This window comes from Burkholderia sp. SRS-W-2-2016 (assembly GCF_001931485.1).
GTDB lineage: Bacteria > Pseudomonadota > Gammaproteobacteria > Burkholderiales > Burkholderiaceae > Paraburkholderia.
On sequence record NZ_MSDV01000026.1, the window covers coordinates 169,626 to 183,839 of the forward strand.

The 14,214-nt window shown below is 65.4% G+C and carries 10 protein-coding genes; all 10 read right to left on the reverse strand.

The features are described from left to right. Window positions 1–12 precede the first annotated feature (12 nt). Entirely contained in the window at window positions 13–627 is a 615-nt protein-coding gene (locus tag BTH42_RS13445; RefSeq protein ID WP_075300006.1) for a membrane integrity-associated transporter subunit PqiC, read from the reverse strand. Next, window positions 624–2,234, reverse strand: a complete 1,611-nt coding sequence (locus tag BTH42_RS13450; RefSeq protein WP_075300008.1) for an intermembrane transport protein PqiB — start codon at window positions 2,232–2,234, stop codon at window positions 624–626. The genes BTH42_RS13445 and BTH42_RS13450 overlap by 4 nt, the downstream gene beginning before the upstream one ends. Further along, window positions 2,218–3,567 (reverse strand): paraquat-inducible protein A, encoded by a 1,350-nt coding sequence (locus BTH42_RS13455; protein WP_075300010.1) that lies wholly within the window; start codon window positions 3,565–3,567, stop codon window positions 2,218–2,220. Before BTH42_RS13455 ends, BTH42_RS13450 begins: the two co-directional genes overlap by 17 nt. Next, window positions 3,564–5,189, reverse strand: coding sequence for an efflux transporter outer membrane subunit (locus BTH42_RS13460; RefSeq protein WP_083654785.1), 1,626 nt, complete (start codon window positions 5,187–5,189; stop codon window positions 3,564–3,566). Before BTH42_RS13460 ends, BTH42_RS13455 begins: the two co-directional genes overlap by 4 nt. 1 nt (window position 5,190) lies before the next feature. Beyond that, the gene (locus tag BTH42_RS13465; protein WP_075300012.1) at window positions 5,191–8,418 is read right to left on the reverse strand and encodes an efflux RND transporter permease subunit; all 3,228 of its coding nucleotides are present in this window, start codon (window positions 8,416–8,418) and stop codon (window positions 5,191–5,193) included. A gap of 15 nt (window positions 8,419–8,433) precedes the next feature. After that, a complete protein-coding gene (locus BTH42_RS13470) occupies window positions 8,434–9,681 on the reverse strand; it encodes an efflux RND transporter periplasmic adaptor subunit (protein ID WP_143752046.1) in 1,248 nt (415 codons plus the stop codon). A 256-nt stretch (window positions 9,682–9,937) separates the two neighbouring features. Next, a complete protein-coding gene (locus BTH42_RS13475; protein WP_075300014.1) occupies window positions 9,938–10,327 on the reverse strand; it encodes a response regulator transcription factor in 390 nt (129 codons plus the stop codon). A gap of 168 nt (window positions 10,328–10,495) precedes the next feature. Beyond that, entirely contained in the window at window positions 10,496–11,122 is a 627-nt protein-coding gene (locus tag BTH42_RS13480; protein ID WP_075300016.1) for a response regulator transcription factor, read from the reverse strand. Beyond that, entirely contained in the window at window positions 11,119–12,384 is a 1,266-nt protein-coding gene (locus BTH42_RS13485; protein WP_256702011.1) for an ATP-binding protein, read from the reverse strand. Before BTH42_RS13485 ends, BTH42_RS13480 begins: the two co-directional genes overlap by 4 nt. A 1,013-nt stretch (window positions 12,385–13,397) precedes the next feature. Then, on the reverse strand, window positions 13,398–13,985 hold the full coding sequence (locus BTH42_RS13490; RefSeq protein WP_075300020.1) for a YSC84-related protein: 588 nt from the start codon (window positions 13,983–13,985) through the stop codon (window positions 13,398–13,400). Between the last annotated feature and the right edge of the window lie 229 nt (window positions 13,986–14,214).

The window sequence follows — 14,214 nt, forward strand, 5'->3', positions numbered from 1 at the left end:
ATGGGCGCCGGCTCAGGCCGGCGGCGCCTGCATCGCGGCCGCGATATCGCGGCTGACCGACGCGAGCGCGCGGTCGTGGGCGGCGACCAGCGGCGCGAAGCCCGGCCCGGACACCGTCTCATGCGCGACCGAGCGGCCGGTGACCACCCGACCCTTGCCCGGCGGGCGCACCGCCCACAGCACGTCGACGGTGACGTCGCGCCCGGGCACCGAGTCGAAGCGCATCACGTCGATCCGTACGTGCCAGACCGTGGCCGGATCGCGGGTCGCATCGAACACCGAAATCTGCTGCGAATTGAGCAGCGTGCCGAGATTGGCGGCAATCACCCGGCCGATGTCGCCATTCAACGGCTGCGCCCAGCGGTCGAACTCATTGACCGCGACGCCGTGGTCGCCGACCCGCGTGACGATCTGCGGACGGTCCACCACGTCGGGAATCGTCACCGGACCGATCACCGCGACGATCGGCCGGCTGCTTGTCGGTGCATTCGTCGGCGCATTCGTCGCTGCACTCGTCGACGCGCTCAGCGACGGGTCCGGATCCAGCGTGTAGAAGTTGGTCGCCGGCGACGCGCACGCGCCGATCAGCACAGCGAGCCCAATGCAAGGTAGCGTTCCCCATCTCATGGCTTCTGCTCCGACTTGCCGCGCACCAGCGCTTCGGGATGTTGCGCGAGGTAGTCCGACAGCGTGCGCAGCGACGCGGCGGTGCGGGTCAGCTCCCGCATCGCGTCCTCGGTCGACTGCTGCAGCGACGAATCCGGTTGCAGCGCGGCGTTCGCGGAATCGAGCGCGCTCTGCGCGGAGCCGAGCGTGTCGCGCGCTTTCGGCACGACTTCCTTGTCGAGTTGCGCCAGCATCGAATTGGTGGTGCGCAGCGTGTTGCGCGCATCCTTGCCGATCGCCTCGAACGGTATGTTGTTCAGCTTCGTCATCAGCCGCGTGACCGAGTCCTGCAACGACTGCAGCGTGCGCGGCGTGGCAGGCAGTTCGGGCGGCGTCTTGCTCCAGTCGATCGACGCTTTCGGCGCATCCGGGAAGTAATCGAACGCGAGATAGAGCTGGCCCGTCAACGGATTGCCGCTTCTCAACTGGAAGCGGAAGCCATGCTCGATCAGATAGTTCGCCATTCCGCGCGGATCGTCGGTAACCCGGCCGCCCGCCTGGCCGTCCTGGTAGCGCGACGTGAAGCGCTCCGGATAGATTTCGATCTCGACCGGAATACTGAAGCGGTTGGTTGCCGGATCGAAGCGCGTGTAGATCGCCTTCACCTCGCCCATCACGACGCCGCGGAAATCGATCGGCGCGCCGACCGTCAACCCGCGCACCGAATCGTTGAACACGACCACGTAGCGGTCGACGATCCGGTCGTGCTGTTTCATCGCGTCGTCGCGGGTCGGGTACAGCGCGAACTGCGTGCCGGCCTTGGCGCCGGCATCGACGCGCGAATCGGGCGGCGACTCGAACGCGATCCCGCCGATGATGATCGACACGATCGACTGCGTCTCCACGCGCAGACCGTCGGCGCCGAACGACATATCGATGCCGCTCGCGTGCCAGAAGCGCGCATCGGTGCGCACGAACTGATCGTACGGCGCGTTGACGAACACCTTCAGCGTGACGCCGCGGCCATCCGGGTCGAGATGATAGGACGCCACCTGGCCGACCCGCAGCCGGCGGAAATAGATCGGCGAGCCGACGTCGAGCGAGCCGAGCCCGACGCCCTTCAGCGTGAACTCGCGGCCCGGTATGTCGCTCGCGATCACCGGCGGCTCTTCGAGGCCGACGAACTCGCGGCGCGCTTTCGCGGCATTGCCGGCGTCGACGTCGATATACGAACCGGACAGCAGCGTGCCGAGCCCCGACACGGTGCCGCCCGAAATACGCGGCCGCACCACCCAGAAGCGGGTGTTGTCGACCATCAGATTGGCGACGTCGCGCACCACCTCGGCTTTCGCGATCACGCGCTTGTGGTCCGGCGACAGCGACACCGTATCGACCACGCCGATATCGACGTCCTTGAACTTGATCTTGGTCTTGCCCGCTTCGAGGCCTTCGCCGGTCTTGAAGCTGATCGTGATCTCCTCGCCGCGCTCCATCACCGCCTTCACCGCGAGCCAGCCGCCGATCAGAATCGCGACGATCGGCACCAGCCACACCAGCTGCATGCGCCAGCGCGACGGCGGCACCGGCTCCGCGGCGGGCAGTTCGGGATCCTCAATGGGCGCGGACATCGTCGCTCTCCAACGCGTCCCAGATCAGACGCGGATCGAATGCCATCGCGGCAAGCAGCGTCAGCACGACGACCGCGCCGAACGCGATCGCGGCCGGGCCGGCCTTGATCGTCGCGAGTGCCTGGAACTGCACCAGCGCGACCAGCATCGTAATCACGTAGATATCGAGCATCGACCAGCGGCCGATCAGCTCGATCACCCGGTAGATGCGGGTGCGTTGACCGGGCAGCCATTGCGAGCGCAGCTGCGTGGTCACCGCCAGATACGCGAGGCCGAGAATCTTCAGCATCGGCACCACGATGCTCGCGACGAACACCAGCACCGCGAGCGGCCACGAGCCGGACACCCACAGGTAGACGACGCCGCTCATGATCGTGTCCTTCTGCGTGCCGAACAGCGAACTGGTGTCCATCACCGGCAGCACGTTGGCCGGGATGTACAGCACCATCGCCGCGACCAGATACGCCCACGTGCGCGACAGACTCGCGGGCTTGCGCAGATGCAGCGGCGCCTTGCAGCGCGGGCAGTGGCGCGGGTGATGACCGGCGGCAGAAGCGGCGGCAGAGGCGGCAGAGACAGAAGCGGTGGAAGCGGCAGAAGCGGCAGGAGCGGAAGCCGGCGGATTCAGCAGCCCGCACTCCTCGCACAGCACGAGCCCGTGCGCGGCCGCCGTGCGTGCGTGACGGCGCGCGCGCAGACGCGGCAACGGCAACGCGCGCGGACCGTGCCGCGCGGCGGTGATGCGCGCCCACACGTCGCGCGCATCGAAGCTCGCCGACGCCGCCGCGAGCAGCAGCATCAACGCGATGAACGACCACAACGCGATGCCCGGCACCACCTTGGCAATGTGCGCGAGTTTGACGAGCGCGACCAGCAGCCCGAGGATCAGCACCTCGGTCATGCCCCACGGCCGCGTCAGCTGGTACAGCCGGAAGCCCTCGGCCGCGCGCCACGGCGCCCGCCCCAGATGCAGCGGCACCAGCAGCCACAGCATCGCGACGACCTGCAGCACCGGCGTGACGATCGTCGTCAGACCGACCAGCAGCGCGAGCGGCCACGCGCCGTGTTCGTAGAGCATCCGCACCGAGCCCGCGAGCGTGGTCTGCACCACATTGCCGTTCAGCGACAGACCGACGATCGGAAACAGGTTCGAAATCACCAGCAGCACCGCCGACGCGAGCGTGAACGACAGCGCATACACGGGGCCATGCTTGCGGTCGCGTTTCAGTTCGGCGTGGCAGCGCGGGCAGCGCAACGCGCGGCCGGCGGCAAGCGGTGCGCCGAACTGCAGCAGGTCGCACTCCGCGCACGCGATCAGCTCCCGCTCCATCATCTGTTCTCCGAAGCAAGTGCGGGCGAGTTGGGCGGCTTGCCGGCGCTCGCCACGGCCCGCGCGACGGCCGGCTGCGCGGCGCGCGACACCGCGGCCGTCGCCTCCGCCTCGGCCGGCGCGGCGGGTGCAACCGGCGCGCTCGCCGCCGGCGCGGGAGCCGCCGCCGCCGAAGCCGGCCCCGCCGGCTCGGCCGCCGGCACCGTGCGCCGTTCCGCCTCCAGCACCCAGCCGCCGCCCATCGCCTTGTACAGCGTCACGAACGACGTCAACACCGCGCTTTGGGTCTGCGTCGAGCCGAGCTGCGCGTTGAACAGGCTGCGCTCCGCGTCGAGCACCTCGATATAGCTCGTATAACCGCCCTCGTAACGCTGTCGCGCCAGATGCGCATAGGTAATCAACGCGGCGACCTGGCGGTTCTGCACGTCGAGCTGCTCGCGGGTTTTCTGCACCGAGATCAGCGCGTCCTCGACTTCCTGGAACGCGACCTGAATCGTCTTCTCGTACGCGAACAACGCCTGCTGCTCGCGCGCTTCCGCCTGATGCACCTGGCCGGTGATGTTGCCGGCGGTGAAGATCGGCTGCGTGACGCTGCCGGCGAACGACCACACCCGCGCCGGTCCGCTGAACAGATTAGAGAACTGCGCGCTGACCGAACCGAACAGGCCGGTCAGCGAGATCGACGGAAAGTACAGCGCGCGCGCCGCGCCGATCAGCGCGTTTTGCGCGACCAGCGCCTGCTCGGCTTCGAGCACGTCCGGGCGGCGTTCGAGCAACTCGGACGGCAAGCCCGCCGGGATCGGCGGCGTGCCCATTTTGCCGAGTTCGCGGCCACGCAGAATCGCGCCCGGATTGTGGCCGATCAGCACCGACAACGCGTTTTCCTGCTGCGCGATCTGCGCTTCGAGCTGCGGGATCGTCGCCAGCGCGGCCTCGTATTCGGACTCGCTTTGCGCGAGCTCCATCTGCGAGACTTCGCCACCATGAAAACGCAGCTCGAATACCCGCACCGATTCGCCGCGGCTCTCGACCGTCTCTTTCGCGATTTCGAGTTGCCGGTCCAGACTGCGCAGGTTGATATACGAGGCCGCGACCGAGCCGACCAGCGTCAGAATGGTCGCGCGACGACCCTCCTCGCTCGCCAGCAGACTCGCGCGCGCGGACTCGGTCTGGCGGCGCACCTTGCCGAACAGATCGAGTTCCCACGACACCGCGAGCGTCGCGTCGAACTGGTTGTAGACCGGACTCGCGCCGGGCGGCAACAGCAGGCCGAGGCCCGCGTCGCGCGACTCGCGCGCGCGCGACGCATCGGCGCCCGCCGACAGTTGCGGGAACAGCGCGGAACGAGTGGTCACGAACTGGCCGCGAAATTCGTCGACGCGCGCGGCGGCGATCTTCACGTCGCGGTTTTCCAGCAACGCGGTGGCGATCAGCTGATCGAGCACCGGGTCGTCGAACTGTTCCCACCACGCGGAGTTCGCGAGACCGGCGGCCTCGCCCTGGGCAAAGCGGTAAGTGGCGGGAACCTCGACGGCCGGACGCTGATAGTTCGGGCCGAGCAGACATCCGCTCAGCGCGAGCAGCATCACGGGGGCAAGCAGACGCAGCGATGCCGTGCGGCGCATGTCAGTCACCTTTTTGCGGCGCGGACGGCGCCTCGCTCGACGTGCCCGGCCCGGTCGGCAGCGGCGCGTCGTGCGCCGCGCCGCCCGGGGCCTGCTGGTCCGGCTTCTTCTTGCCGCTCGAACGCGACGACATCGTTTCGAGCAGGTAGTAGAACATCGGGATGAAGAACACCGCGATCGCGGTCGCACCGAGCATCCCGCCGATCACGCCGGTACCGATCGAATGACGGCTGTTGGCCGACGCGCCGGTTGCGATCGCGAGCGGCACGCAGCCGAGAATGAACGCGAGCGAGGTCATCACGATCGGGCGCAGCCGTTCCTCGGCGGCGGTCATCGTCGCGTCGAGCACCGACGCGCCGCCCTCGCGATTGAGCACCGCGAACTCGAAGATCAGGATCGCGTTCTTCGCGGCGAGCGCGACCAGCATCGTCAGGCCGATCTGGAAGTACACGTCGTTGCTCAGGCCGCGCAGCAGGATGGCGAGCAGCGCGCCGAACAGCGCGAACGGCACCGCCATCAGCACGCCGATCGGCAGCGTCCACTTCTCGTACTGCGCGGCGAGGATCAGGAACACCATCACGAGGCCGAACACGAACACGATGCCCGAGGTGCCGCCCGACTGCCGCTCTTCGAACGCTTCGCCGCTCCACGCGACGTCGTAGCCTTCCGGCATCTGCGTGGCGATCTCCTCCAGCGCCGAGATCACCTGCCCGGAGCTGAAGCCCGGCGCCGCGTTCGCGGTGACCTTGATGGCCGGGAAGTTGTTAAAGCGCGTGACGAGATCCGGCCCGGTCACCCAGTGGTAACTCGCGACCGCTTTGATCGGCACCATCGTGCCGGTGCGGCTGCGCACGAAGATCTGGTCGAGATCGTCGGGCTTGAGCCGGTATGACGGCTCGGCTTGCAGAATCACCTGCCACAGCCGGCTCGAACGGTTGAACTGCGATACGTACAGCGAACCGAACATCGTCTGCATCGCGCTGTACACGTCTTCGACCGGCACGCCGAGCGTCTCGGCCTTGTCGCGGTCCACGTCGACCAGCAGTTGCCGCGACGACGCGTTGAACGTCGACGTGACGCCGGTCAGCTCGCGCCGCGCGCGCGCCTTCCCGACGAACTGCTGCGACACCTCCGCGAGTTGCGCGATGGTCGCGTCGCCCTTGCTCTGGATCCACACTTCGGTGCCGCCGGTCGTACCGAGACCCGGAATGGACGGCGGATTGACCGGCAGCACGATCGCCTGCGGCAGATTCGCGAAGTAGCGGTACGCGTCGAGCAGCACGCTGCGGGCGTTCTGCGTTCTGGCGTTTGCACGCGTATAACGCTCGTCGAAACTCTTCAGGCCAACGAAGAAAGTACTCGAATTGTTCTTGTTCTGACTGTCGAGCAGGCTGAAGCCGTCGACCGTCGCGATACTGCCGACCGCGTCCTGCTTCATGAAGTAGTCGGTCACCAGTTGCGATACCTCGCCGGTGCGATCCAGGCTCGCCGCATCCGGCATGATCACCGCGCCGAGCAGATAGCCCTGGTCCTCGGGCGGCAGGAACGCCGACGGAATGTGTTTCACCATCACGACCGCCAGCGCGATCATCGCGACGAAGAACACCAGCGCCATGATGCAGCGCTTGATGATCAGCCGGACCGCGCGCGTATAGCCGGCCGTCATCCGGTTGAAAGTATTGTCGAACCAGCGGAAAAAGCCCTTTTTCTCGTGGTGTGTGCTCTTCAGCAGAATCGCCGCGAGCGCCGGCGACAACGTCAGCGCGACGATGCCGGACAGCACCACCGAAATCGCAATCGTGATAGCGAACTGCTTGTACATCTGCCCGGTAATGCCGCCGAGAAACGCGACCGGCACGAACACCGCGCACAACACCAGCACGATCGCGACCACCGGTCCGGCCACCTCGTCCATCGCCTGTTTGGCCGCTTCTTTCGGACTGAGCTTGTGCACCGTCATATTGCGCTCGACGTTCTCGATCACGACGATCGCATCGTCCACCACGATACCGATCGCGAGCACCATCCCGAATAACGTCAGCATGTTGATCGAGAAGCCGAGCGGCAGCATGAACATGCAGGTGCCGACGATCGACACCGGCACCGCGATGATCGGAATCAGCGTCGCGCGCAGGCTTTGCAGGAACACGAACACGACGATCACGACCAGCACCAGCGCTTCGAAGAACGTATGAATCACGTCGGAGATCGACGCCCGGGTGAACTCGGTCGTATCCATCGCGATCTCGTAGGTGAGCCCTTCCGGAAACGACTTCTTCATCTCCTCGAGGGTCTTGCGCACCTGCTTGGACACTTCGAGCGCATTGGCGCCCGGCTGCTGATACACCGCCATCACGGTAGCCGGCTTGCCCTGGAAGCGGCTGCGGATCGAGTAATCCTTCTGCCCGAGTTCGGCGCGGCCGATGTCCTTCAGACGCACGATCGCCGCGCCGCCGCTCGCCGCGCGCACGATGATGTTGTCGAACTGCGACGGCTCGGTCAGGCGGCCGGTGGTCGTCACCGCGAACGACTGCTGGACCGCGTTGCCGGTCGGCGACTGGCCGATGCTGCCCACCGCGAACTGCTGGTTCTGGTTCGCGACCACGTTCTGCACGTCGGCCGCGGTCACGCCGAGCTGCGCCATCCGGTCGGGTTTCAACCATATTCGCATTGCGTAATCGGGAGTACCGAAGATGCTCGACTGGTTCGCGCCCGGAATCCGCTTGATCGCGTCGAGCACGTAGATGTTCGCGAAGTTGGCGATATAGGTCGAGTCGTAGCGGTCGGTCGGCGAATAGATCGCGATCACCATCATGAATGCCGACGACTTCTTCTGCACCTGAATGCCCTGCGACTGCACCGATTGCGGCAGTTGCGGCAACGCGAGATTGACGCGGTTCTGCACGTCGACCTGGGCCAGTTCGGGGTTGGTGCCGATGTTGAAGAACACGTTGATCGTCAGATTGCCGGTCGACGAACTCGACGAGTTCATGTAGATCATGTTGTCCGCGCCGTTCACCTGCTGCTCGATCGGCGCGGCGACGTTGTTCGCGACGACCTCCGCGTTGGCGCCCGGGTAGGTCGCCGAGATCGTGATTTGCGGCGGCGTGATGTCCGGGTACTGCGCGATCGGCAGCGCGAACATCGCGAGCGCGCCGCCGAGCGTGATGACGATCGAGATCACCGACGCGAAGATCGGCCGATCGATGCAGTAGCGGGAGATATTCATATCGGCCGCTCCCCTTTATTCGGCCGTGCCGACGCCGGAGGCGGCCGGCGCCGCCGTGCTTTGCGACGCCGCGGCCGTCGCGGCCGTGGTTTGCGGATTCGCCGCCGCGGTCTTGATGATCTTCAGCTGCGCATCCGGAGTCACGCGCAGCGCGCCGTCCACCACGATGCGCTCGCCCGGCTTCAGCCCGTCATAGACGAACCACTGTTCCGCGCGCCAGTCGCCAACTTCGACGACCCGCTGATGCGCTTTGCCCTGATCGTCGACGACCCACACGAAGTGACTCTTCGCGCCCTGCAGCACCGCGCGCTGCGGCACCAGCGTCGCATTCGGACGGATCGCGCCGGAGATGCGCGCGCGCACGAACTGGCCGGGGCGCAGCACGCCTTTCGGGTTGTCGAACACCGCCCGCACGAGGAAGGTGCCGGTTTCGGTGTTAAAGGCCGGATTCGCGAAGTCGATATGGCCGACCTCCGCGAAGGTGGTGCCGTCGGCGAGCACCAGATGGACGACGAAATCGTTGCGCGGCGGGAAGCGCAGCTGACCGTCGGCGATCTGGTCGCGATAGCGAAGCATTTCGTTTTCCGAAATACTGAAGTTCACCCACATCGGATCGAGCTGGTACACGTAGGTCAGGAGGCCGTTGGTGGTGGCCGCCACATAGCTGCCGTCCTGCTGGCGCGCAAAGCTCGACAGCCCGGTGAGCGGCGACTTGATCGTCGTATAGCCGAGGTTCAGCAGCGCGGTATCGACTTCCCCTTGCGCGGCGATCACCGCGGCCGCGCTCTGCTTCTCGTTGCCGATCGCGTCGTCGAGATCCTTCTTGCTCAATGCGTTCATCGCGGCGAGCGGCTGGACCCGCGCGAGGTTGGCCTTGGCCACTTCGTGGCGCGCCTGCTGCTGGGCCAACTGGCCGCGCGCGGTGCGCAGCGCGGCTTCGAACGGCTTGCTGTCCATCTGGAACAGCGTCTGGCCGGTCTTGACCATCTGCCCTTCGGTGTACGTGCGCTTGTCGAGAAAGCCGTCGACGCGCGAGCGGATCTCGACTTCGCGCGAGCTCTGCGTTTGCGCGGTGAATTCGAAATCGACCGGCGTGTCCTGGCGCGCGACCGTCATCACGGTGACTTCCGGCGCGGCCGCCTGCGGCGGCGGCGGTGCTTTCTTGCAGGCGCCCAGCAGCGCGAACGCGACGAGCGCGAGCAACCAGCCGCACGACCCCGACCTACGCCGCGACGCGATGCGCGGCGGCCACTGCGCCGACATGCGCGTCGCGGCGACGCCGGCCAAACTCGCGAGACAAACCGGTGGTGCTCTCATCGTGCGCTCCCGCCTGGTCCTTGCACGTTGCCGAGCGGCGCGCCATCGACGGCGCGCGCGCGAACCTCGCCGCGCATCGGTGCGAGGCGTGCGCTCATCCATTGCGACGTGCGCGCTCTCCCGTTCGATGCGTCGGCAGGATTCAGTGTGGTAGTTCGGAAATATCGCGACAATGGGACCTTGGTCTCATATCGCGCGAGTGTCACGGTCCGGGCTGCGGACCGGCGATCGCCATCTCGACGGCCTTGAACAGGATCGCGCTGTTGAACGGCTTGCGCAGATACGCGGCGGCGCCGGACGCAAGCGCGGCCTGCCGTACGGCGAGATCGTCGTAGGCGCTAATCATGATCACGGGTACGCCGAGCAACGTGAGTTGGCGTTGGACCTCGAGGCCGTTGACTCCGGGCATCTGCACGTCGACGATCACACACGCGGGGCGATATGACGGAATTGCCGAAAGCGTATTCAGAAACTCGTCACCGCTAGCGAACGTCTCTGCTCTGATACCTTCGGAATGCAACAAGCGCTTGATAGCCCGACATACCGACACGTCGTCATCGACCACCGCAACGATTTGGTTCGGATTGACCATAATGCGGCGCGAGCGCGCGAATGTTCCGCCAGGTAGATCGTCGAAGACCCAGCGTAACTGTTGAAAGCTCTCCGTGATATAGGACTTTGGTCCACCAGGAGCGGTAGAGCGACGCGCGCGACGGCGGCGCCGCAACCCTGCCCGGCCACGCGCCGGGCCCCTCGTCCATCATTCTTCGTCGGTCGCGCAGGCGCGCGCCTTGGTCACCAGCTGAACGAGTTCGACGATGGTTTTCGCCTTCATTTTTTCCATCACCCGCGCGCGGTGAATCTTGATCGTTTTTTCGGCCGCGCCCAGGTCGCTGGCGACCTGCTTGTTCAGCCGGCCGGTCACGACGAGGTCCATCACCTCGCGCTCGCGGCGCGTCAGATGGCTGATGCGCTCCTCGATTTCCGCGCGTTCGTGGCGCCGTTCGCTTTCGATGCACGCACGCTTGAGCGCGCGCTCGACCGCCGCGAGCAGTTGCGCTTCGGCGACCGGCTTGGGCAGGAAGTCGAGCGCGCCGCCTTTCATCGCCTCGACGCTCGAGCTGACGTCGCCGTGGCCGGTCAGAAACACGATCGGCAGCAGGCGCGCGAGCTTTTGCTGCACCTCCAGTCCGGTCATGCCCGGCATCTGCAGATCGAGCACGACGCAGGCCGGCTGGCTCGCCAGATCGGCACGCTCCAGCAACGCATGCGGACAGTCCAGAGACTCGACGTTATAGCCCGACGCGCGCAGCAAACGCGCGAGCGCGGCGCGCACGCTATCGTCGTCGTCGACGACAAAGACCCGGCTGGCACTCTGGTTCGTCATGCGCGCAACTCGCCAGGCTGACGGCCGCCGCGGCTGAGCGGCAGCGTAAGGTGAAACGACGCGCCGCGGTCGTCGTTGTTCTCGGCCCACAGCCGGCCCTGGTGAGCGGTCGCGATCGTGCGGCTGATCGACAGTCCGAGACCGAGCCCTTGCGGCTTGGTGGTGAAGAAAGGCCGGAAAATCTTGTCCATGTTGTCGACGGTCAGACCTTGCCCCCGGTCTTTCACCGTGATCCGCACATGGCCGTCCGGCTCTTCGCGCACGATCGTTTCGACCAGCCGGTCGGCGGGCGCGCAATCCTTGACCGCATCGAACGCGTTCAGCAGCAGGTTCAGCACCACCTGTTGCAACTGCACGCGATCGCCGCAGACCAACGCAAGGTTGTCGGCGATATCGAAGCGCGTGCGCACCTCGCGGGTCAGCGCGTCGCTGTGCACGAGCAGCGCGATGTCGCGCACCACGCTGCCGAGGTCCAGCAGCTGCAATTCCACATCGCCTTTGCGCACCAGCGCGCGGATTTTCTGGATCACGTCGTTCGCACGGCAGTTGTCGCTGACGATATCTTCGAGCGCCTCGCGCAGTTCCACCAGATTGACGTTTTCCGAATCGACGAATTTCTTCGCCGCCTGCGCGTTGAACAGGATCGCGGTGAGCGGCTGCTTCAACTCGTGCGCGAGCGACCCGGCAAGTTCGCCCAACGACGACGCGCGCGCCAGATGTTCGAGTTCCTTAGGATTGCGGCCGAATTCCGGGCACTTGCTCCAGTCCGAAATCGCGGTGATCTGCAACAGCTGGTTCGAGATGCGGCAATGGCTGGTTTCCGCTTCGGCCGGAAAACTGACGCCGTCGCGACGCCGCGCGATCAGCGTCTGCGCGGTCGCGCCGGCGGTCGCCCCAGGCGTCGCGCCTTGAGCCGCCTGATTGCCCGCGCCGCGCGCGGCGCCGGCCGGATTGGCGGCGGACTGGCCGCTGCCCGGAAACAGCATCGCGGTGGATGCGCCGATCAGTTCTTCGCACGTATAGCCGAATAGCTGCGCCGCTCTCTCATTGGCGAACACGATCCTGTCGAACTGATCCGCGGTGACGATCGGCACCGGCAGCATGTTCAGCGTTTCACCCAGCCGGGTCTTCGCATTGAGCATCTGCCGCGCAAGCGGGTCGCGACCGCTGTGCCGCCACGGCCGGCAGGCCGCTGCCGCGTACCTCAGCCAGCCCGATGCCGGCGCGGGCTGCGTGCCGGCCACCGACGCGCTAGCCGTCATGCCGGCGGCATGGGACGGGAACGGCGGGCGAAACGGGATGGGAGACGTGAAACTGGAAAAGCTGTGTCCCTGAATCTCGGGAATTCTGGCAACACGGGAATCTGCCGCGGAAGGGTTTTTTGCTACACGCCACTGCTGCGCATACAGTGCCGTTAATATCCCCGCCGCCCCCATTGCCAGATGTCTGCCGTGTACGATCAGATTGATCATTCGGTATCTCCGGATTGGCACCACGGATTCTTTATCAGCTGGACTTATCCCTTCTCGAGCGGACCCTCGTATGTCCGCCCCTTACTTTTTGTCGGTTTGACGATAGCTAGACCAGTATAGGCCATTCGCGAAATGAAATGCTCGGGCTGCATGTATTTTCTGCCGCTGGCGTATACGCGTAGGAAAAAAATCTATGCAGTTTCCGCCATCCGTAGCACGTTTACGACATAAAGCGCATTGCTGTTTTATATCCATTTAATTATACGGAGCCGATCTGCAACGCAAAACGCATAAAATCGCGCAGCCGCGGAGGGTTCCGCGCCACGCGGTGCTCATCGCGCTTCCGGATCGCGCTTCAGGGTCGCGCTTCCACGCCGCGCTCGCTCACCGTCTTTCTCGTTCCGGATAACGGCTTCGCAATAACCCGGTCCACTAAATTGCCGGGATTTCAGCAAAATAGTTTGATCACAATCAAATTGTCGCGAATTAGCTTATTCAGAAATCGATGGTCGTGGGAGACCGATCGTTTGGCCGCCGTGTAACGAATCCGTTTGAATCCTTTGTAAATAACACAATACGGCGGCAGGCGATGGCGGAATTGGAAAAGAATTGGCGCTTTTGGACGGGTGACACAACCCGCTCGCATCGAGCGATTCGAGCGAATACAAAAACGCGACGGCGCCGGTTGCAACCGGCGCCGTATATTTTTGAAGCCACCGCGCAATGCGAAGCGCGCAGCCAGAACTCGCCCGAACCGCGTCGTTCGACGCGGCCCCGCGAGTGGCGCCCGCGAACGCGCGTGGCTAGATGTCGAGCCGCGTGACCTTGGTGCCCGCGAGCGACAGATCGGCCATCAGACCGGTATTGGTCAGCACCATCGCGACCACCTGCGAGGACACCGAGTTCGAGTCGATCACGCCGTTCGCGCCAACCTTCACCAGCGACACCGCGACGTCGCCGCCCACCGACCAGCCCGCCGAACTCTGGAATTTATGCAGCGCGTCGGCCGTCATGAACAGGAAGATCACCGCGGTCGACTGCGCGCCCGCCTGAAGTCCGAACGACGCGGCCGCGGTGCTGTAATAACCGGCGGTCGTGCCGTGAATCCGCAGCGCACCCTCGCCGTATTCGGCGCCGACGATGAACGCGGCTTTCTTCACGTCGGGGAATACCAGCACCCCTTGCGCTTTATCCACCAGCTCTCTCGAACCCTTCACCGTGCCGAACAGCCGCGACAGCGTACCGTCGACCGCGGCGTCGATCGCCTGCCGTTTCGACGCATTGGTCTCCGGGGTCTTGCCGCTTCCCGGCGTCATCGTGCAGCCCGCCAACGCGAGATTCGCGGCAATGGTGGACAACGCGAGGGTTTGCACAAAATTCCGTCTGTTCACCGTCGACCTCCGTTCTGGTTATGTTGCGACGCCCCGGTGCGTGCGACCGGTGCCGCCAGGCATGTCTGCAGACTCATGATGTCATCGCCCGCCGTCGCGGCCATCGGACCTTGGTCTTACAGCAGGCGCCGCACGCGGGCCGGACGCGCCGCGCAAGCCGCGCGAGCCACCCCGTACGACCCTATTGGACCAAGGTCGTATGGTCTTGTCCGGCGCGGCGTCGTACCCT